The sequence below is a fragment of the Methanoregula sp. genome (assembly GCF_041645475.1).
In the GTDB taxonomy this organism is placed as follows: Archaea; Halobacteriota; Methanomicrobia; order Methanomicrobiales; family Methanospirillaceae; genus Methanoregula.
In genome coordinates this window covers 81850-102690 of sequence record NZ_JBAZQA010000003.1, presented here as the reverse complement: position 1 = coordinate 102690, position 20841 = coordinate 81850, and the positions used below count along the sequence as shown (strand labels likewise).

Sequence of the window (20841 nt, the reverse complement as noted above, 5' to 3'; positions counted from 1 at the left end):
GGGGCGAAGCCCCTGGAGCGTCAGTATTTCCGCTCCAAAACGCATTTACTTTTTTGCATTAAATTTTTAGGCATGTATTTTTTTACCTTTTTTCACTCCGTAAATTCTTCCTGGATTCAGGGGCTGGAATAGTACATTACCCTATAAAAAAAATGATGGTTTCGGGCGTACCTTACGGGTTTTTTGCAGAGAATGCTCCCAACATCCCCGCTTTGCTCACGAATCCCTGCCGGCCTCATACCGCATGATATCCCCGTACACGGCAAGTTTACCGTTCGCCATGACGGATACCGCCCCATGTCCCCCACAGATAAGGCAGCGCCGGCCTGATGGAGCGAGCGCCCGGTCGGTTTCTTCCGCAAGAGCCATGAGCGCGACACGCTCCTGTTTTGCGAGGTCGCTGTCAACATTCACGGAGGTGACCAGGAATGCAGCCAGCGAACTGTAATCCGCCCGCTCTTTTGTCATGCTCCCAAAATTGATGACGCTGTCGGCAGCAAAGATCAGGCCGTACTCTTTTGAGTAGAGGAATACCTGCCCGCAGGTATGCCCGCCAAGCCCGTCCAGGACTTCGAGTTCGATCTCCCCTATCCGGAATGACCCGATAACCGGGAAGATCCCACGGGTAATTCCGGTGGGGGCTGAAAAGCATTCGACGTCCGCAGGAACATTAAATTTCGAGAAGAGGTTCACCATCTTGGTATAGAACTCTTCGAGAACCGATCCTTCACTACGGGACCCGTACGCCCGGTTGTTGGTCCGGAGGATCTCAAGCGTTGCATGATGCATGGAGACCGGTGCGGAAAAAAAACCGGATGCCCCGCAGTGATCGGCATCGGCATGGGTGACAATAACCCGGGATATCCGGGACATATCTCCAAGGCCATAGCGCGAGAGCATGGCCATGATGTCGTGATGGTAAATCCCGTAACAGGTATCGATCATGACCCGTTCCTTTGGGGTGTCGATAATAAACAGGCTCCCTCCACAGGGGGGCTGGAAGCAGAACAGGGTCGCTGTGTCGGTGATCCGGAACTGCTGGACATCGGCATAAAAATGCTCACCGGAGGTTGCCCGCATAGTCTGCCCGGTGGCAAGAACGCTCTCAAAAACCTGGTGGGGATTGCATCCCCGGTCCATGAGTTCCTGGGCAATATGGTTGGTTTCTGCAAGAAACGAGAGCAGGAATGCATCTTCGGATTCCCCGATAAGGTCGCGGACCGCCTGCGCAAACCGGACATAGAAGACGGTATCGTCAAGATGTTTTCCGGTCTTGTCATATTCGATGATCTCGAGACGGTACCGGCTTTTGAGGGTATCGAGAAGGCGATCAACAATTGCGCTCTGCTCGAGATTGAGACTGACCGTAAGCCGGTCCGGGTGCCGCCCCTTGTCATCGAAGTCTATTAAGGCAATGTTTGCCCCTGCTGAAGTAGTAAAACCCAGGAATTCATAGAGGGCGCCTGGCCGGTTCGGGAGATAGACGCAGAACTTTAAGAAGTCCAGGGGTTTTAACGAGGACTGTAAGTACCCGATGAAGGCAAGCTCGTCCGTAATTTTCTTGTAGGATGAGTCCGATGCCGTTACTTCATAAAATACGGTACCGGGATCGATGCGGCGGTCAAACTGGATACGGTTGATATTTCCCTCATATTTTTTTATGATCTCGGCCGCCCGGTGAAGGGAACCCGGGGTGTCCGGCATGTGCGCGACAAAGGAAAATTTCTTCACGATTATCCACCGGTTGTGGTATTAGCGTTATTACTGGAGGCCAAAATAGGTTCTGGTGAATACAGATAGGGAAGACCGGAAAATACCGATATCGCTCAAAAAAAATTATGGTGTTTTCTTACGCATGAACAGGACTGCAACAACAATCAGGCAGACTACAATGAGACCCCCGATGATTGCAAGGGTATAGAATGGCCATGCAGCAGCATTTTTCTGGAGTACCGGGGATATGCTGGCAGTTTCCCCCGCTTTTACTTCAGTTGAGAAGGAACTGGTCTGGTAATCCGGGCTCCGGACTTCCACCTGGTGGATACCCGGTGCAAGGGTCGTTAAGGTAACTGGGGATACTCCAACGTATTGTGTATCAACGTAAACTGCTGCACCGGATGGGGTTGAGGTTACCGAGAGTGTACCGGCATTTCCCGCGGGAGTACCTGGTACCATTGCTGTAGGGGAAACCGGTGTTACTGGCAGGGTTACCGTGATCATGGGAACCTGAGTGACTTCAATCGTTGGTGCTGTGGTCAGCTCAGGCTTAATTATTGTGAGCATCGTCTTTGATGTCTTTTTGGTTACCGGGTTGGTTATGGTAATATAATACTGTCCGAGAGGCAGATTTGCATGGAACCCGTTGTTGAAGTACCCCGATGCGCTGACCGCGGACTCATAGGTACCCATAATATTCCCGGAGAGATCGGTAACTTCGATTTTAACGGTACTTATACCGTTTTCCGCATTCCCTACCAGCTGAACGTACTCTCCGCTTTTCACGGTATCCGGCTGGGCGATAATGGAAAATTCAGGTTTCCTTAAGTACACGGAAGTAGCCGCAACATTCTCCGGGCGGGCGAGATCCATTGCCGTAACGGTGTACCGCAGGGTCTGTAACTTTTCAATACCCTTGATGTTCGACGTATACCAGATAAACCTCCAGGTTCCGTCCGGGTTTACATCAACCGAATTTCCTGAACCCGGCTCGCCATTCAGATCATAGAGCGGAACCCCCTCTGCCGGCAGGCCCGAACCGGTGAGTCTGAGGACCGTCACGTTCCCAACGGAATTATTGCCATCGAAAATGATCGTATTGCCAATAAAGAATCCGCCAGAACCGCGATAGGCGATCGACATCGTATCCGTTGTTGAGGAGATCGTTTTTGGGATTTCCGCAAGCACCGGCTGGACAATAAGCAATGCGATAATTAAAAATACCGATAAAGAAAGGATCTTTGCATATCTCTTCATACCCATCATTGTACCTCTCGTTAATGAGAATTGCATTTATAAATGATATATATTTTTGTTATTTCGCTTTTATTTCCTGTTATTCAGGGGATTTTTGTCCGTTTACCTTATAACGAAAGTATATGTAGATTACCGGGTAACCCATGATCAAAGGGATACTGACAATGACTGACGTGGAACTGGCCAGAAAAAAGGGTGAGGAACACCAAAAATCAAAGATTTCTACAATCGGGAGATCTTTCTCCTATGATGAAACTGCCTATCACCTTCCCATATCATACGCGCTGACCGGCATTGCTGTTCACGAACAGAAATCTGCCGCGGATGTGTACGCAAAGACCGGAAACAACCCGCTCGTTGCTTCGGAATGCCTGCTGGCGGACACAACTGCCGGAAAAGGAAAGGAGCCCGAGCCCTATACCGGTTTTATAGGCGATACGGTTATCCGGAAGCTGGGGTATTCGCTTGTAGACGGGAGCATTCTTGGCCTTGCGCTGGTTATCGGGAAACCTGCCGGCGCCGGGAGTGCTGCAGCCATCTGTCGCGAGCTCCAGGAAAAATACATGCTCACGTTCCTTGCAGGAGAGGTAATCCCGACCCTGTCCGGTGCCGGGGTGAAACTTGGCCTCGATTATCGTCTCATTCCCCTTGGTTCCACACCCTCCTACGGTATCCACTTTGTCGATGTTATTGCCCGGGTAGCCATGATGTTTGGCGGGGTCACACCCGGTGACACCCACCGCCTGCTCACGTATGCGGCGGAACGGGCAAAAGCCATTGTCATCGTCTTTCCCGGATTAACCGACGAGGAGATTGCATTTGCCGACGGCATGCGGGTGCTGGGCTTCCCCATCCTCTCCCTTGGGGACTACGTGGGCGGGTCGTGGATAGCCGCTGACGCAGAAACGGTAGTCAGCAAAGGCATGGAAGAGAAAGGAATCCGCGTCAACGTCACGGCAATTCCCATTCCTATGGGATGTTCCCCGGCGTTTGAGGGGAAGAGCATACGGAAAGAGGAGATGTATGTGGAATTTGGCGGGGGCAGGTCGCCGGCGTTCGAACTGCTCCGCCTCCGGCAGCCGGGCGAGATCACGGACGGTCAGGTCACCGTGATCGGCCCCGAGATCGAATCCATGAAAGAGGGATCGGCAAACCCGCTCGGGATCATCATCGAAGTATCCGGCAAAAACATGAAGAAGGATTATGAGCCGGTGCTTGAGCGGAGGATCCACAACTTTGTCAATTACGGGGAAGGATCCTGGCATGTTGCCCAGCGGGATCTCATCTGGGTCAGAATTGCCAAAGAAGCGGTTGCCAAGGGAGTAAGGATCGAGCATATCGGCAAGCTCCTTGCAAGCAAATTCCGCATGGATTTCCCCCAGCTGCTCGATGCCGTTGCCGTCACCCTGATAACCGATGCTGCAAAAGTGATCGCGGCAAAAGCAGAAGCCGAGAAGGTCTACGCCGAGCGCGATGATCGGATCAAGGGGATGCGGGACAACGATGTCAGCACCTATTACTCCTGCACGCTCTGCCAGACCTTTGCCCCGAACCATGTCTGCGTGATCACGCCCGAGCGCCCCGCACTCTGCGGAGCCATCAGCTGGCTTGACGGCAAGATAGCATTCGAGATATCGCCGTCCGGTGCCAACCAGCCCATTGAGAAAGGAGCGGTCATTAATGCCCGGAACGGGGAGTTCGAAGGGGTCAACCGGTTTGTCAAGAAAGCCAGTCATGGCGAGATCACCCAGTGTTCTCTCTACAGCGTGATGGAATACCCCATGACCTGCTGCGGCTGTTTCGAAGCCATTGCCCTGATGCTCCCCGAGGTGAACGGTATCATGGTCGTGAACCGCGAGTTCAAAGGGATCACACCATCCGGCATGAGTTTCTCCACGCTTGCCGGAACTATCGGCGGGGGTGCCCAGACCCCGGGTTTTGCCGGGATCTCCAAGAATTATATCCTCTCAGACCGCTTCCTCCAGGGTGAGGGCGGGATAGAACGGCTGGTCTGGCTGCCGTCCCAGCTCAAGGAAGAACTCAAAGAACGCCTCGAAAAGAGACTTGCAGCGGCCGGCCATCCGGACCTGTTTGCAAAGATTGCCGACGAGACAACGGCAGCAACTATCGAGGATCTGATCGTCTTCCTTGAACGTGTCCAGCATCCGGCTCTTGGTATGGAACCCCTTATGTGACGGTGCATCATGGCCTACACCATACCTTTTGACTGGACCGGAGCCATTGGCGATGTCGTGCTCGGGGCAACAAAATCCGAGGGGGGAACACGCAGGATTTCGTACCGGATTGGCGGTGGAAAGACACTCCCCTTTCTCGAAACCGGTCCCGTATCACCGGCACCGCTCATAGCGTTTGAGATCTGCGACAACCCGGTCTTCTGGCCGCCCCTCATCCGGAACTATTGCGGGGACCTCACGAACAATGTGGCGGAATGGGCAAAAACAGCGGAATCCGCTTACGGCGCCGATATGGTCCGGCTCTACCTGACCAGTACGCGGATGAGGAATTTTTCAGATTTTGCATCGGTGAAAAAGACGGTCGAGACCGTTCTGTCCGCAACGGCCCTGCCCCTGATCATTGAAGGAAGCAACGAACCGAAGATCGACAGCGAAGTCTTCCAGGCCTGCGGGGAAGCCGGGCAGGGGGAACGCCTCCTTCTCGGGACCGCGGAAGCCGGCCGCTACCGCAGCATTGCCGCAGCAGCCCTCGCCTACAACCATTCGGTCCTTGCCCAGTCGCCGATCGATATCAACCTGGCAAAACAACTCAATATCCTCCTGCGGGAGATCGGTGTCCAGCACGATCATATCGTCATCGACCCGTACACGGGTGCGCTCGGGTACGGATTCGAGTACTCGTTCTCGGCAATGGAGCGGATCCGGTTCTCTGCTCTCAAAGGCGATGCCGATCTCGCCATGCCAATGATCTGCTCGGCTGCGGATTCCCTCACGATTAAGGAAGTGCGGGAAGCAGAACCCGGCCTTCAGGACGAGATGGCAGTCCGGTGGGAATTCTTCACGGGCATTGCCGCAGCGGCTGCCGGAGCCGAGATCATCTGTGTCCGGCATCCGAAGACCATCCCTCTCCTCAGAGCGGCATTTGAAGACCTGAAGAAGGGAACCCGTCCGGAAGCGGAGGTGCAGTGATGGCACTCAAGGCCCTTGATATCTACAAACTCCTGCCCAAGAAAAACTGCAAGGAATGTGGCGATCCCACCTGTCTCACCTTTGCCATGAAACTGGCCGGAGGGAAAGCCGATGTAGATCTCTGCCCTTACCTGAGTGACGAGGCAAAATCCGTGCTCGGGGCAACAACCCGGCCGCCAATCCGGCTCGTAAAAGTTGGTGTCGGGGAGCGTTCCTTCAAGGTAGGGGAGGAGTTTGTGCTCTACCGGCACGACAAGACCTTCTACCACCCGCCGGGTATTGTATTCCATGTCAGCGACACGCAGACAGAAGAGGAGATCGAAGCGGTAACCCGCCGGGTGCGGGACGAGACCTTCACCCGCGTGGGATCCGATCTTCGCTTCAATGGCATTGCCATCCGTAACGAGAGCGGTTCTCCGGAAACCTTTGCCCGGGCGGTTGCAATGGTCGAGAGCGTTGAGGCGCATCTTCCACCCATACTGATCTCCCGTGATACGGCAGCCCTCAAAGCCGCCCTTGTCCACTGCGGCAGTTATCACCCGCTTCTTCACGCGGCAACCGCAGAAAATTTCCATGAGATGTGTGCCCTGGCAAAGCAGCACGGGTGCCCGCTCGTTGTTCAGGCAGGAACACTCGAAGGGCTCGCCCGGCTGGTGAAAGACTGTACCGCGGAAGGAGTGTCAGACCTCATCCTGGATCCAGCCCCGGATTCTCTCGGGGACTTTGTTGTTCGCTCGACAGCGATCCGCCAGCTTGCCATAACCCGGGCCGCGCCGGATCTCGGGTACCCGGTCTATCTCGATGCAACCCGGGCAGGAAATGAGGACGCGGCAATCGCGCTTGGTATCGTCAAGTATGCCTCCGTGATCGTGACTAGCCCGCTAAGCCCCGGGCCGGCGAAAGCCGCGCTGACCCTTCGCCAGAACATCTACACCGATCCTCAGAAACCGATCCAGATGAACCCCGGGCTGTACCGGGTAGGAACACCGGGCAAGGATGCGCCGGTCCTCATGACCGTGAACTTCTCGCTCACGTTCTTCACGCTCCAGGGGTATCTCGAATCCACAAGAATCCCATGTTTCATGCTGATCGTGGATACGGAAGGGCTGTCGGTCCTGACTGCTGTTGCAGCCGGTAAACTCAACGAGACCCTGGTGCGGGACTCGGTCAAAAAATTCGACGTGGAGAACGAGGTCTCCCACCGGAAGCTGATCATCCCCGGGTACGCGTCCCCCCTCTCCGGCAGGATTGAGGATGCCACCGGCTGGAAAGTGCTGGTCGGTCCCCGCGATGCTGCCGAGATCGGCGAGTACCTGCACGAGGAGTGGAAGAACTAAATGCGCACCGTAACATTCCTTCCGAGTTACCGGAAGATCGAGGTGCCCCGGGGCACTACCGTCCTTGATGCAGCCCAGAAAGCCGGCCTGAACATGAACGTTGTCTGCGGCGGCCAGGGCAAGTGTGGCAAGTGCGTGGTCTACATCCAGTCCGGCAAAACCGAGTTTGACCGGCAGAAATACGGGCGCTTCTTCACCGAGGCCGAACTCGCAAAGGGCGCCTGCCTTGCCTGCGAGACCCTGGTCCAGGGTGATCTTCATGTTGTCGTTCCCGAGCACACGCTCATCCAGGAACAGAAGATCCTTGTCGAAGGGCTTGAACAGGCCATTGACTTCAAGCCATCGGTTAAAAAATATTACGTTGAGCTCCAGCCCCCGACCCTGAGTGACCCGTCCCCGGATCTCTCCCGGCTTCTCTGGGGCATCCAGAAAAGCGGCGGGCCCGTGGCCGAGCAGATGTATGCCCCGCTTGAGATGCTCCGCGTGATCCCGGGCCTCCTCCGGCACAGCGACTGGAAAGTTACCGGGACCATCGGACTTGTGCCCGGGGGATACCGGCTCATCGATCTCCAGGAGAATGATACCTCGAAACGTGTCTTTGGCGCTGCCGTTGATCTCGGGTCGACAACCGTTGTTGTCTATCTCTGGGATCTTGTCACCGGTAAAGTCGTTAATGTGGCATCGAATTACAACAAGCAGATCAGTTGTGGAGAGGACATTCTTGCCCGGGTGAATTTCGCCCGGAAGAACGGGCTTGTCCGGCTCCAGGCCCTTGCGGCCGAGAGCATCAACCAGGCCCTCACTGCCGCCGCCAACTCTGCCGGGATTGACCGCGAAGACATTTACGAAGTGATCGTTGCCGGTAATACGGTGATGACCCACATGCTCCTCGGGATCGACCCGGCCTACATGATAGCCGAGCCCTATGTCCCGGTTGTGCGCCGGGCCCTCTCGATCACGGCGAGCAGGATTGGCATCACGGTCAACCCGAACGGCGGGGTCTTCGTTTTTCCCGCGGTCAGCGATTTTATTGGCGGGGATATCATTGCCGACATCCTTGCCTGCGGCATGAGCGAGCGGGAAGAGATCTCCCTTCTCATCGACATTGGCACCAACTTCGAAGTCGTGCTCGGGAACAACGAGTGGATGTTCTCCTGCGCCGGTGCCGCGGGTCCTGCCCTTGAAGGCGGGGAAGTCCTCTTCGGCATGCGGGCAAACCCGGGTGCAATCGAGAAACTCTCCATTGACCCGGTCACCCTCAACCCGAAGTTCTCCACCATCAATGGCATCCGCCCCCGGGGCATCTGCGGGTCGGGTCTCATCGACCTGCTCGCAGAACTCCTCTGCACCTGCGTTATCGACCGGACCGGCAGGATCAACACAAGTATTGCAAACCCCCGGATCCGCACAAACGGTCATTTCCCGGAATATGTTATTGCGTGGGCAAAAGAGACCGAGATTGACAAGGACATCGTCATTACTGAGAACGATATCAAGAACCTCATCATGAGCAAGGCCTCCATCCACGCGGCCTGCATAACGCTGATGAAGGAAGCCGGGGTCACCCGGCACGAGATCACGACTATCTACTTTGCCGGGGCATTCGGCAATTACATTGACAAGAAGAACGCCACCATCATCGGGCTCATCCCCGAGATCCCGTTCGACCAGATCAAGAATATGGGGAACGGGGCCGTTTCCGGTGCAAACATCGCGCTCATAAACCGCAGGACCCGCAAAACACTTGACGAGATTGCCTTTAAGATAGCGTATATCGAACTCAATGCGGAAAATTCGTTCATGGATGAATACACGTCAAGCACGTTCCTCCCCCATACGGATCTCTCGCTCTTTCCCATGGTTGAGAAACTCGTGGACAGCTGCCGGCTCAGGAAGGAGTGAGTGCCATGGCAAAGATGATCGCTTCTCCCCACTCGCTCGCAACCGGTGTCGGCGCACTCCCGCACACCGATCCTGTTTTGGCCTGCCGCGATGTTCTTGAGATCTTTCCGGAGTTTCCGTACATCCCGACACTACCGGACCGGGCCCTGCTTGAGAGCATTGTCTTCAATGACTCCGAACAGCTCCCGGGCCGGGTAATCCGTGAAGACCGGCTCCTCTTCGACAGCACGAAAGACCAGACCGCTGCCATGGAAAAAGTGTACATGGATTTCGTTGAGCAGAATTATACCGGCTATGGGCTTCACCAAGAATACGCCTCGGCATTTATCGAGATGATGGGGCACAGACTCCCTGGCACGCGGGTGCTGAAGTGCCAGGTAACGGGGCCGGTTACGTTCGGCATGCAGGTTGTTGATACAGACAAGCGGCCTATCTATTACGATGCACAGCTGGCTGACGTTCTCTCCAAGATGATTGCGCTCAAGGCCCGCTGGTGCGAACAGGAGATGAAGAAGAATACCGGCGTTGCCGGGACGCTGGTTGTGCTGAACGAACCCTACCTCGCATCGCTCGGGTCCTCGGTAGTCCCGGTGGACAAGGAGACTGTCAGGGCCGGGTGGGAAGATATTGCCTCACTTGTTGAAGGCGGACTCGGGGTCCACTGCTGTTCGAACACGGACTGGGAGTTTGTCATCAGCCTCAACCCGGCAGTTATTTCCATGGACGCCTATGCCACGGCAACAGAGTTCCTGCTCTACCGGGATTCCATAATTTCGTATATGGAGCGGGGCGGGGTTGTCGCATGGGGCATAGTTCCTGCAGATTACAAGCTCTTCGCTACCGAAACCGTTGATTCGCTTTACGAAAAATACCTCGCGATCCGCACGCAGCTCACTGCTCGTATGCCGGAGAAATTGTTTGATGCCCAGTCGCTCATCACCCCAAGCTGCGGCATCCGGTTTGCCGACCGGCAGGGCTCGCTCGACATCATGGGAGCGGCAGCGGAGATATCACGGCGCATCCGGGCAAAAACTGCCTGAAACAGACACCGGGAAAATCCTCATGACAGACCATCCGTTTACCATCGCACTCTCCGGCAAAGGCGGGACCGGGAAGACAACTGTGAGCTCGCTCCTCGTCCGATCGTTCATTGACCTTGGGGAAGCTCCGGTTCTTGCCGTTGATGCCGACCCGAATGCCAACCTGCATGAGGCCCTCGGGGTCTCGGTCCACGAGACGCTTGGCAGCATGCGGGAGGAGGCATTCTCACGGAATATCCCGCCGGGCATGAACCGGCATGATTATGTCCGGTTCCGCTTCCGGCAATCCCTTGTTGAATCGAACGGCTTCGATCTTGTTGCAATGGGAAGGCCGGAAGGGAGCGGGTGTTACTGTTTTGCAAACGATCTCCTCTCGGAATGCATGGTGCAGCTTGAACGTGAGTACCACTTCATCATCATCGATACAGAAGCGGGGATGGAGCATATCAGCCGGGGAACGATCGGTAAACCGGATCTGCTTCTGATCTTGAGCGACCCCGGGGCCCGGGGTCTTCGGACGATCGCCCGCATCCGGGAGATCGCAACGCAGCTTGGTCTTGAGAAGGAAAAGATCCACGTGGTCTTCAACCAGTACAAGACCGGGACGGCACCGGTGGATATCGGGGAAGAATCACCTCTTGCCATTATTCCGGAAGATTCGGCGGTGGAGAGTGCGGATCTGGCTGCCACGCCGGTTTCATTGATCCCGTTCGATAGTCCGGCCCGGGTTGCGGTGCGGGGACTCGCGGAGAAGATTCTTGGGATGGCGAAGAAGAGAGAGGTTTAATTATTTTGTTTTGAAAAATTCTGATGAGTTCCACTTTCACTTAAGAACAAATAATCCGATTCATGGAACGCGGGTTTTTGATAATTCACAAAATCGCAATATTCAGTATGAGGGTGAATTCACTCAACAGCGTGCGGAAAAATCCGTGACCTGCGCATGTGTTGAGGGACAACTAAATGTATGACAGATGTGTGGATGTGTTGCTCAACAATCCAGGATGTCTGATCAATAGTACCCTGATCAAAATAATGATGAAAAGTGCCTTCACTGGACCTGGTGTCACATTTTTCTTGCACGTTTCCAATGCACATTTTCATTGTAGACCTTGCTTAAAAAAATTTCAATCGCGATCATGGGGTGTCAGTTGATGAGGTGATAATCGGATAATTATCCGATAATCGGCAGGTATATGCGACAAAAATTTTGATTCTTTGAAGAGACCCTCCATAAAATGCAATCAAGGTGCGGTTAAAAAATTCGGGCAGGAGGTGAGGAGGGATTGAAATTTTTTTTACCGGAGATTGATTGAGAATTTTTTTGTGCAAAAACGGATGGTTTTTCTCGCCCTGGGTATCAGGATATGCGGTCGGATTCATCATCCTCTTCAATAATTCCTACATTCTCTGTAAGAATTCTGTGATAAAATCCGCTGAACATCATCCACCCGATAACCAAAATCAGAGGAATTCCAACGGGTAATGCAAACCCAGCCGGACCATTCAGGAAAATGCCATACTGGAGAGCCGAAGAGAGGATTGAGATAATTCCTGCCATTATGGTGAGGAACCCGGCGGTTTTCACTCCTTTTTCGGACTCATATTCATAGGACAAGAGAATGAAACAAAGCGCTGCAACGAGCAGGCAGGTACTAATCCCCCCTGCCAGAAGGGAAAATGCACTGCGCCCGGTAATCATACCGGAAAAGACATACTCGAATTCGCTGGTTACGGGTATGAAACTAATTCCTCCATACGTTTGTTGGAATCTGAACAAGGCCCATTGTATACCAGATCCCAGACTACTCCCTATAACATAAATATTCAATGGGATAAGGAGAGGAAGGCACGTAAGAAGAAGGGGGATTCTCGAACGGATCATAATATGTCCATCTCTATTATCGCGAGGATTATTGAAACTGGCGATTCAATCCTCATCCGAATTGAATTATCCACGGAAAGGATTGCTTGAAAAGTGAGGCTTACTCAAATACTGATATGAATGAATCAAAAAAGATTAGAATTGTTTGTCAACAAGCATTTGGGTGGAACCATCCGTGAAGTAACCAATAAGTACTACACGTGAACCCTTTACTGTGGTTTGGGTAGAATTATATCTTCCAACGGTAGTGTTACCGATTGGGAACATATCCACTTCTTTAGCACCATTGATACTGTAAGTAACATAACTAAGTGTCGGAAGATCAGCTCCACCGTTGATAGTTGCAGTCCCGTAACCTGTTGAATTCTGGGTCATGGTGATCGCAACGGTTTTTGCCGACTGGATATTTCCTGCCATACCGAACACGAACGCAGCGATAACTGCTGCAAGGATCACCGTGATGGCGACCATGAGGATAACGCCAATAACCGGTGATACTGCTTCGTCATTGTTTTTAGTAAACGCCATATCTATACTCCAAATAATGCCTTCAGAGAGGCACGACACTGTATGACCTAGTATTCCTTATCTTGATATATATAGATTTGCGTTTGCGTTTTTTTGATTGCTGGTGCATTACAGACAAATAATGGTGGAATATCACGGCAATGTAATATTTTCTTTACAAAACCCGGATTTTTTTTTTCGAAAATAATAAACAAATATGGTTACGAGTGGGATATACGTAAATCAATTAAAAAATTGAAAGAGGATAATTCATATCAGGGATTAAGGGAAAAAATTCTATTCCGAAAATCACTGATACCAACAATCCCCTTGAGATAAGCTGCGCTGAACAAAAATTCCGGCATTTTTCCTGATGCAGGGACGAAGTCATCCCAATGTAAAAATCCGGTACGCAAAAGATCAAAACCGGGTTAATACAATGGTGACGCAACAAAATCCGGTTGTTCTGACATGACAGGATTTTTTTAAAATACGTTCCAAGAAAAGAAGAAATGATCAATACAATCTTCCGGAAAGAGCCGGTTTTGCACAAAGTAAAAAGGAAGAACAGCCCCCCATTATCAGAACCCGAAAAAGAGCACTCAAATAAAAATCCGAGTTCTCCGACGTGATCTCAGGATCAGGCCATAGATTGCATGTACGGGCATTTTACCCCTCCCAACTCATAAACTATATGGCAGAACAAAGTGCCCGTACAAGCCCAATATAGTGCAGGTTTGAATCACCATAATTACGGGCATTTTGGAAAAATAACCCCAAATTTCAGGATTTTTTTGTACGGTGGATATCTGAACCCAGTACTTCACTAATTATTCCTCCGTTATTCTTGGTACTGTGCACTACCTGCCAAAAACCTGAAATGAATAGTTACACCATTATCAGCATCGCAATCGATCTCCGGCAAAAAATTTTCAATCGACCCCTTACCCCCTGCTCACCTTTTTTCAATCGACCCTTGCCGTGCAGGCCCGAACAGTAACGCCGTAGAATCAAAAATTTTGTCGCTTGTACATGCATTTTGTCGGATAATTATCCGATTATCGCCTAATCAACTGACACCCCATGATCGCGATTGAAAATTTTTCAGCAGAGTCTGCTTGAAAAAAATGCTCTGGAGAATACCTTAATCCAGACAAATCGTACGAGTCCGGCACGTATCTTATATTTCCTCCGTACATAGTGGATAGCCAACATCTACCAGAATATCCAATTCACCAGAACCTCCGAAGTACCGGAACGCATCTTCATCAATTGTTACGGGACCATGTAGAATGGGAACCTGGAAAATCCATTGAAGTGACTCCCGGATATTCTTGGGCAGGAACAAAATGATGGTCAGCAGGTACCGGATCGCAACGTTTCTTGAGGATGTCTTGATAATCAGCTGACTTTTTAGCCGTATAGTGACCCTATCAGGCGTGCCCTATCTGGTGAGATTTTACGCTTTTCTTTAGTTCGGGCTAAAAATTAGTGAAGTACTGGAACCCCAAAAACCCGGAATCATGATCCCGATTTCAGTAATCCGGGCCAAGATTAAGCCCGGAATACCTCATCTCCTGAGTATCCCTCCATCATGGACACGTGTACGGATATTGACATTGTCAGACACTCAACCGGTGATATCCCTGTTTTCAGGGTTTCACTTCGCAACCCCACATCTTCACAAAACAGCCTCAAAGAAAAAGACCTCCATATTCGCATTCTGGCAGAGGTTCTCATGAAAGATGACCAGAAATATGTGGCAAAAACCGTTTCAATCCAAAGACCGTTATTGGGCATTAGGTGCTGTCGTTTTCAGCCCGCATTTGGCAAACAAACCGATATTTGAGCGTTTTCTCCACAGGAACCAAAACGGAGCGTTTTCCAGTGATTACCAATACGATCAAGATCCGGTTATTGACAATCAGAGCCCAATTTAAGCCCGGAACCGAGCATCTATTCACAACACGTATCTATCATCACGTTGCCAGAAGCCGGTTCGCTCCAGACCTATATTTTATCAGAAAACCAACACAATTGCCAATACAAATCCTCTATCCAGGATTTCACGTAGCGACACCCTGTTGTTACAAAACATCCCCAAAGAAAAAGACCTCCATATTCGCATTCTGGCAGAGGTTCTCATGAAAGATGACCAGAAATATGTGGCAAAAACCGTTTCAATCCAAAGGGCGTTATGGGGCATTTGGCGAGGTCGTTTTCAGCCCGTATTTGCCAAACAAACCGATATTTGAGCGTTTTCTCCACAGGAACCAAAACGGAGCGTTTTTTAGGGTTTTCCTCTACGATCACGATCCCTTTTTGGGGAATCCGGGTCCGATTTGAACCCGGAACAGATCATCTCCCCCCACCCCATGATCCCTGTTTTCCGTACCTTCATTCGTTTTACCCGTAGAACTTCGATCCAACGGGGGAACAATCCCCAGGATCTTGCTATTCATTGGAGCGGGCAGCAACAATTACAGGAACGGGAACATCCAGATAAATAGTACCATAACTCAACCACAGAATATATAAAAAACCAATCGTCATTCTATACAACAACGAGGCCTCATGCAGATATCCGGTCCACAGAACAGGATACCCGACATCAAAGATGCCGGATATGTCATCGATGAACTCGCACTATGTAACGAAGTTATTGCAATCATCCTGTTCGGCTCTCTGGCTCGCGGTCAGGCACGGATGATCTCCGACATAGATCTCTGTGCTGTTACAAAAAAGAATGTTTCCGAATCCGTAAAAATGTATCTGCTAAGTTTTGGATCGGATAAAATTGATGTGAGTTTCTTCCAGGATCTTCCTATCGCAATCAGGTTCCGGGTGATTCATGAAGGAAAAATCCTGTTCTGCAGGGACAAACCAACCCTTCAAGCTCTCATGGCTGACACCGTCCGTGAATATCTTGACATTGCTCCATTTATCCGAAGAAACTGCATTCGCATCCTTGGCATTACCGGGAGTAAGTGACATGTCAAAGAAAATAAGTTACAATATTGAGAGGATAGGATCCATATCAGCGGATATTCGATAGTATATTGAAGATCTCAACGGACTTGACATCCACTCCAAAGAGGATCTTTTTGACAAGCGCAATTTTTATGCGGTTTCCATGATTCTCTTCTCCCTTTTAAACAGGGTCTTCGATTTGGGGAACGAAGTGAACATTGCACATAATATGGGAATCCCTTCAACGTATCGGGAAATTTTCACGCTTCTTCGAAAAAACGGATTTATCAGCGACAATCGATCTCACAATATGATCGAGCTGGTAACCTATCGGGACCTTCTTTCTCATGAATATCATGGAATTGATGAAGAAAAACTGTTCATCCTGACAATGAAGATCAACACAATTCAGGATTTTGTTGATCTGATGCAGAAAAAAATCCGAAATCAGGAATGAAGGGTTTCCATACTTTTCTCGTGATTCCAAGATGCCGTGAATGAGAACCAGATAATCAGTATCCCGTTGTTATAACGAAAAAAGATATCCCGCATTTTTAATAAATCACGGGTTTTAAACCCGCCTTTGGTGCAGGAAAATGCCGGTTAAAAATCATTCTTCGCAGGGTCCAGGAGGATCTCATGGGGCAACCCGGCGAGTGCCACCGCCCCCAATGCACCGATCACACCGTTTCCGCCAAAGAGTGAAATCCCTGATAACTCTGCAGTTTTTTCAGCAACCGACCGGGAAATCTCCTGCTCCCGTACCATCTTTCCAAATAACCGGAGATCGGGAGGGATCCGAAGCCCGCTCATGACCGCAATTCCCCATTCCTTTGAGAGGGCCTCATCCGCAACAAATTTCAGGGTTTTTTCGATGAGGAGATTGTACCGGTCGGGCATGATTGCAACTTCGATGAAACTTGACGAGTTGCCGGCTGTTTTGGAAATAACATCCGGGTTGAGCATGGCAACATGGTGGCTGATGGGCAGAATCCCCCGTATGTTGGACAGGTGATTGAGAAGTGCCAGGGCAAGGGCAAATGTGGCTCCGCCATCTTTCGTATCCGTGTCATCAATGCCGATTGTCACCTGGGTAAGGGCCCGGGTCCAGACTTTGCCTTTGACAAGGTGCCCGTCATGCCGGGATTCAACCCGGAGAACACCATCCGCTCTCGCCATCATATCCGAGAGAGAATATGCCGGCCCGCCAATGGAGTGAATATGCTGGACGATTGCATCGCCATCGCGTAAAACTCCGGAAACACCCACGGCTGAAAGGGGTGATAATCCTACGGAGATCTCTTTCATACCGATGTCAGCGGATTCCGCAAGTAACGTTCCGTCCCGCTGGACCCGGGAGAGTACACCCCCGGCGAGCGAATGATGGTACCCGCAGAATGCGGCACAGGCCCCGCTCATACAGTCGTGATATATGGCAACCTGATCTCCATCCACCGTAGTAAAAATGCGCTTGCAGGTGCTTGCGGGCATAGCACTGATGGCAGCGTACCGGGCAGCACTCCTCCCGCGTTTCTCTTCCCGCAAGAGGACACACCCCTCGTTCAGCAACCGGTTCACCCAGTCCTGGGCTGTACTGCGGGGAATACCGGCGGCCTGCTGAACATCAGTCACCGTAAAAAAACCCTTGTCCAGGGTGAACTGGCGCATCAGGCGCAGGTAACCGCGCCGGTGCTCAAGTACGCTGGACATGATGATCGCGGATAAAGAGCAGGTCGCCGATGATTGCGCTTGCGGTCTCAATCGACCCGGCACCCTTCCCAATCAGCGTGATCTCTTTTGCAAGATCTGTCTCAAGGGTCAAGGCATTGAGGGTTCCTTCAACAACAAGTGGGTGGTTTTTCTCAATGATCCGTGGCGTGACCCGAAGGATGTTCTTTCTTGGAATCGCTTCTGCAATAAGACGAATTGTGCATCCCTCTTCTTCTGCCAGGCGAAGGGCATCGGCTGTGAGGAGATCGATACCGGTACGTTCAACATTATCGAGCGTCACGCCATTATCCCAGATCGTGTTTGCAAGGATAACCAGTTTTATCGCTGCATCAATTCCCTGCACATCATAGGTCGGATCCGCTTCGGCATATCCCATCTCGCGGGCTTCCATTAAGGCCTGGTCATAGGTCAGGCCCTCGGCTGCCATCCGGGTAAGAATGTAATTGCAGGTCCCGTTCAGCACACCATAGAGCCCGAAAATTTCATTGCCGCTTAAACCGTGTTCCAGCGTGTGCATAATGGGAATCGCACCTGCAACTGTTGCCTCATAGCGGAGTGCCACATGGTTTTTCTGCGCAAGGCCCCGCAACTCCTTATATGCGAGAGCAATCGGGCCTTTGTTTGAAGTAACCACATGTTTCTGTCGCCCAAGGGCTGTTTTTATGTACCCGATAGCAGGTTCCCCGGAACATGCGTTTGTCGGAGTAACTTCAATAAGGGCATCGTAATCTGCATTTTTTATAACGTCAGTTGCAGAAATATCGGGGCTGCCACAAGGCCTGCCATTTTTCTTGGCCGATAAGACTGAAGGAAGATCGATACCCGTACTATCCATGCAGCCGCTCCGGGAATCCGCAATACCTGTAACCACGATTCCGAGATCTTTTTTCACCAGGGTCTCTAAGACCCCCCGTCCAACGGATCCCATACCTATGAGTGCAACCCGCATCATGCGATATCCTCCAGGGGTTCGACAAGAAGGAGTGATTTCTGGAGTGCGACCCGGCGAAGGATTGCAAGAGCCGCTGCCATATCCTCTTTGCTGACTGCTTTTATGGTTATGCGCGAGGATGATCTGTCGTTGACTGCCGGCATGCTCATAGAAAGTTCACTGACTTCGGCAAACCCGGTTGAATCGATCTGACCGACAGTATCGGATAAATCGGTATGCATCAGATGACCGATCATGATAACGGTCCGGGTATACAGGAGGCGTTCCTCACCAATGCGCTGGATGCGGACGCCCTGTTCCTGGAGGAGAACCTTCAGTTTTTCCAGCCGCCCTTCCGGCAATTCAAGAACGATCTGGACATCCAGGGTATCGGAATCCGAATCGGGTTCCCGCTGGTGAATGACAGCGATGATGTTTCCTCCCACATCGGAAATTGGCTTCAACGCTGCGACAAGTTGACCCGGTGAATCTTTCATCTCGAGTTTCATGGAGACCTGCACGGAACCACCTTTCATGTAGTAGATCGGCTTTCAAGATAAATTGTATGAATTAACGGCGGCTTTTTCCGGATTATGAATGCGAAAAAAGCCCCATGCGGATTGTCGCGTCACAGGATTATTCAGACTTGTCTTGATTAAAATCAGCGAAGAAAAACCTGAAGAATTGGGTGAAAATTTTTCTCCGTACCTCCCGTCTTTGTCCGGGAGGTTCCGGCAGGTATACCGGGTGGTTATAAGTGGCGAAGTTTGTCATCCACTTTTTCAAAGAAATTGCGTTTGACATCGATAAACAGGGCGGGTTTATCAAACATCATCACATCGATGGTTGTAAGGGTTCCCAGTTCAAAGGTCTGTTGTCCGTCAATAACAAGATTCGCGGACTTGGAGCTCTCAAGGCGGATGCTCAGGTCGCGGTTGCTGCAGATCAAATGCGGGCGGGAAGAGAGCATATACGGTGCAAGGGGTACGAGCAGGAATCCATGGATGCGGGGATCGACAATCGGGCCGCCGGCACTCATCGCATATGCTGTTGAGCCGGTCGGGGTACTTATCAGGAGGCCATCTGCCCGGAACCGTTCAGCGGCTACATTGTCAACTACGATCGTGAACCGGAGCATTTTTGCCGGCCGTGTTGTTACAATCAGCGCTTCGTTGAGGGCAACACCAAGGCAGGTCCCCTCTTTAACAAGTGCGATTCTCATTCGTTCTTCTACCATAAAGCCGGATGGGATATTTTTGATAAAATCAAGGGCTTCTGAAGGTTCAAGATCTGCGAGAAAGCCCACTTCCCCCCAGTTGATACCGAGAACCGGAATCTGGGTACCCAGTTGCTGGATTGTCCGGAGAATGGTCCCGTCTCCACCAACGATGATCCCAAAATCGGCAACAACATTCTGAACGGGAGTACCGGTCATATGAAGCGCTGCGGCTGTATCAGAATCAAAAACTGTTGAGCAGCCTTCCTGTTCCAGGATATTCTGAATTTTCAGGGCAAACGCCAGAGCATCCCTGTTATCAATCCGGGAAACTATGAGTGCTTTCACCAATTCACCTCAGGTATTCAATCACTTTATGGTGGAGTATTCCATTGGTAGCGATAAGGCACCGGCCAACGCTGACATCATTGGGGAATTGGATCTTTTTTCCATTTATATCAGTTACACGACCTCCGGATTCTGCGCATATAAGCATGCCGGCTGCGGCATCGGTAATGCGGAGCGTTCCGCGCAGGTCAATGAATGCATCGATACGGCCTGACGCAACATAACAGAGTTCGAGCGCAGATGCACCTAAAAGACGCCATCTCCTTATTTTCTGTCCCAGCTGCATCACTCCGGAGGGATTGAACTTCCGGCCGTAAACACTTACAGCACATTCATCGAGATTGGCAACTGTGGATGTGTGGATGACCCTGCCATTACACCGCGCGCCAGCTCCGATCTCAGCAGTAAAGGTTTCGTCAAAGGCAAGGTTGCGCACGTATGCTTTTCGTATTATGCCCTCTTCGGCATAGGCCAGGGAAAGTGCATAGAACGGTATCCCCGCAAGGGCGTTGAAGGTGCCGTCAACAGGATCGAGAAAGATCGTGCCCTGTTCGCCGGTCATTGTAACATTCCCGGCCTCTTCACTGATTAGAAGAGAGCAGAGGGGATTTTCCTGCAGATACTTAACAATGCAATCTTCTGCAACCTGATCAATTTTTTTTGTCGGAGTGAGATCTGCGCCCATCCTGACCGTAATTCCACCTTCCTCGGTCCCCACAAGGTCAGAAATACTCTCAAGGACGTCATTTGCCATCTCATCGCATGCAGAGAAAAAATCCATAAGGAGCTGGTTCCCCGATCAACGCTGTATTTATGTAATGCAATAGAGATAAATTA

Annotated in this window: 17 protein-coding genes; 8 read left to right on the top strand and 9 right to left on the bottom strand. The window is 51.3% G+C overall.

The window, feature by feature from the left end:
- Positions 1–216: 216 nt before the first annotated feature.
- A complete protein-coding gene (locus WC598_RS03875; RefSeq protein WP_372960156.1) occupies positions 217–1731 on the bottom strand; it encodes an MBL fold metallo-hydrolase in 1515 nt (504 codons plus the stop codon).
- A gap of 105 nt (positions 1732–1836) precedes the next feature.
- The gene (locus WC598_RS03870) at positions 1837–2973 is read right to left on the bottom strand and encodes a PEGA domain-containing protein (RefSeq protein WP_372960155.1); all 1137 of its coding nucleotides are present in this window, start codon (positions 2971–2973) and stop codon (positions 1837–1839) included.
- Positions 2974–3116: 143 nt separating this feature from the next.
- Here WC598_RS03870 and acsB point away from each other — a divergent pair, with 143 nt between their 5' ends.
- Genes acsB through WC598_RS03840 form a run of 6 tightly spaced genes read left to right on the top strand, consistent with a single transcriptional unit; the run spans position 3117 to position 11203 of the window.
- The gene (gene acsB / locus WC598_RS03865; RefSeq protein ID WP_372960154.1) at positions 3117–5168 is read left to right on the top strand and encodes an acetyl-CoA decarbonylase/synthase complex subunit alpha/beta; all 2052 of its coding nucleotides are present in this window, start codon (positions 3117–3119) and stop codon (positions 5166–5168) included.
- Positions 5169–5177: 9 nt separating this feature from the next.
- Positions 5178–6137 (top strand): acetyl-CoA decarbonylase/synthase complex subunit delta, encoded by a 960-nt coding sequence (locus WC598_RS03860; RefSeq protein WP_372960153.1) that lies wholly within the window; start codon positions 5178–5180, stop codon positions 6135–6137.
- On the top strand, positions 6137–7474 hold the full coding sequence (acsC, locus tag WC598_RS03855) for an acetyl-CoA decarbonylase/synthase complex subunit gamma (RefSeq protein WP_372960152.1): 1338 nt from the start codon (positions 6137–6139) through the stop codon (positions 7472–7474). The genes WC598_RS03860 and acsC overlap by 1 nt, the downstream gene beginning before the upstream one ends.
- Positions 7475–9376, top strand: a complete 1902-nt coding sequence (locus tag WC598_RS03850; protein ID WP_372960151.1) for an ASKHA domain-containing protein — start codon at positions 7475–7477, stop codon at positions 9374–9376.
- A 5-nt stretch (positions 9377–9381) separates the two neighbouring features.
- Entirely contained in the window at positions 9382–10416 is a 1035-nt protein-coding gene (locus WC598_RS03845) for a hypothetical protein (protein WP_372960150.1), read from the top strand.
- A 22-nt stretch (positions 10417–10438) separates the two neighbouring features.
- On the top strand, positions 10439–11203 hold the full coding sequence (locus tag WC598_RS03840; RefSeq protein ID WP_372960149.1) for an AAA family ATPase: 765 nt from the start codon (positions 10439–10441) through the stop codon (positions 11201–11203).
- A 573-nt stretch (positions 11204–11776) separates the two neighbouring features.
- Here WC598_RS03840 and WC598_RS03835 read toward each other — a convergent pair.
- Positions 11777–11977: a hypothetical protein gene (locus WC598_RS03835; RefSeq protein ID WP_372960148.1), complete on the bottom strand. Its 201-nt coding sequence runs from the start codon at positions 11975–11977 to the stop codon at positions 11777–11779.
- Between the two features lie 459 nt (positions 11978–12436).
- Positions 12437–12829 (bottom strand): type IV pilin, encoded by a 393-nt coding sequence (locus WC598_RS03830; RefSeq protein ID WP_372960147.1) that lies wholly within the window; start codon positions 12827–12829, stop codon positions 12437–12439.
- Between the two features lie 2553 nt (positions 12830–15382).
- Between WC598_RS03830 and WC598_RS03825 the strand changes: the two genes are divergently transcribed.
- Together WC598_RS03825 and WC598_RS03820 are read left to right on the top strand one after the other, a co-directional pair.
- The gene (locus tag WC598_RS03825) at positions 15383–15799 is read left to right on the top strand and encodes a nucleotidyltransferase domain-containing protein (protein WP_372960146.1); all 417 of its coding nucleotides are present in this window, start codon (positions 15383–15385) and stop codon (positions 15797–15799) included.
- 67 nt (positions 15800–15866) lie between these two features.
- Positions 15867–16235, top strand: coding sequence for a DUF86 domain-containing protein (locus WC598_RS03820; protein ID WP_372960351.1), 369 nt, complete (start codon positions 15867–15869; stop codon positions 16233–16235).
- Between the two features lie 146 nt (positions 16236–16381).
- Here the strand turns inward: WC598_RS03820 and WC598_RS03815 are convergent, their stop codons facing one another.
- The 5 genes from WC598_RS03815 to WC598_RS03795 all read right to left on the bottom strand — a co-directional run bounded on the left by WC598_RS03815 (position 16382) and on the right by WC598_RS03795 (position 20785).
- A complete protein-coding gene (locus WC598_RS03815; protein ID WP_372960145.1) occupies positions 16382–17488 on the bottom strand; it encodes a sugar-specific transcriptional regulator TrmB in 1107 nt (368 codons plus the stop codon).
- Entirely contained in the window at positions 17472–18458 is a 987-nt protein-coding gene (locus tag WC598_RS03810; RefSeq protein ID WP_372960350.1) for a homoserine dehydrogenase, read from the bottom strand. The genes WC598_RS03815 and WC598_RS03810 overlap by 17 nt, the downstream gene beginning before the upstream one ends.
- Entirely contained in the window at positions 18458–18949 is a 492-nt protein-coding gene (locus tag WC598_RS03805) for an amino acid-binding protein (RefSeq protein WP_372960349.1), read from the bottom strand. Before WC598_RS03805 ends, WC598_RS03810 begins: the two co-directional genes overlap by 1 nt.
- Before the next feature lie 242 nt (positions 18950–19191).
- A complete protein-coding gene (locus tag WC598_RS03800) occupies positions 19192–20004 on the bottom strand; it encodes an NAD(+)/NADH kinase (protein ID WP_372960144.1) in 813 nt (270 codons plus the stop codon).
- 4 nt (positions 20005–20008) lie between these two features.
- On the bottom strand, positions 20009–20785 hold the full coding sequence (locus WC598_RS03795) for a bifunctional fructose-bisphosphatase/inositol-phosphate phosphatase (RefSeq protein ID WP_372960143.1): 777 nt from the start codon (positions 20783–20785) through the stop codon (positions 20009–20011).
- Positions 20786–20841 lie beyond the last annotated feature (56 nt).

What these genes read in the sequence shown, in the direction of transcription:
- WC598_RS03870 (WP_372960155.1), bottom strand. Translation starts at nt 2,973, where the DNA reads ATGAAGAGATATGCAAAGATCCTTTCTTTATCGGTATTTTTAATTATC.
- acsB (WP_372960154.1), top strand. Translation starts at nt 3,117, where the DNA reads ATGATCAAAGGGATACTGACAATGACTGACGTGGAACTGGCCAGAAAA.
- WC598_RS03860 (WP_372960153.1), top strand. Translation starts at nt 5,178, where the DNA reads ATGGCCTACACCATACCTTTTGACTGGACCGGAGCCATTGGCGATGTC.
- acsC (WP_372960152.1), top strand. Translation starts at nt 6,137, where the DNA reads ATGGCACTCAAGGCCCTTGATATCTACAAACTCCTGCCCAAGAAAAAC.
- WC598_RS03850 (WP_372960151.1), top strand. Translation starts at nt 7,475, where the DNA reads ATGCGCACCGTAACATTCCTTCCGAGTTACCGGAAGATCGAGGTGCCC.
- WC598_RS03845 (WP_372960150.1), top strand. Translation starts at nt 9,382, where the DNA reads ATGGCAAAGATGATCGCTTCTCCCCACTCGCTCGCAACCGGTGTCGGC.
- WC598_RS03840 (WP_372960149.1), top strand. Translation starts at nt 10,439, where the DNA reads ATGACAGACCATCCGTTTACCATCGCACTCTCCGGCAAAGGCGGGACC.
- WC598_RS03835 (WP_372960148.1), bottom strand. Translation starts at nt 11,977, where the DNA reads ATGGCAGGAATTATCTCAATCCTCTCTTCGGCTCTCCAGTATGGCATT.
- WC598_RS03830 (WP_372960147.1), bottom strand. Translation starts at nt 12,829, where the DNA reads ATGGCGTTTACTAAAAACAATGACGAAGCAGTATCACCGGTTATTGGC.
- WC598_RS03825 (WP_372960146.1), top strand. Translation starts at nt 15,383, where the DNA reads ATGCAGATATCCGGTCCACAGAACAGGATACCCGACATCAAAGATGCC.
- WC598_RS03815 (WP_372960145.1), bottom strand. Translation starts at nt 17,488, where the DNA reads ATGTCCAGCGTACTTGAGCACCGGCGCGGTTACCTGCGCCTGATGCGC.
- WC598_RS03810 (WP_372960350.1), bottom strand. Translation starts at nt 18,458, where the DNA reads ATGCGGGTTGCACTCATAGGTATGGGATCCGTTGGACGGGGGGTCTTA.
- WC598_RS03805 (WP_372960349.1), bottom strand. Translation starts at nt 18,949, where the DNA reads ATGAAACTCGAGATGAAAGATTCACCGGGTCAACTTGTCGCAGCGTTG.
- WC598_RS03795 (WP_372960143.1), bottom strand. Translation starts at nt 20,785, where the DNA reads ATGGATTTTTTCTCTGCATGCGATGAGATGGCAAATGACGTCCTTGAG.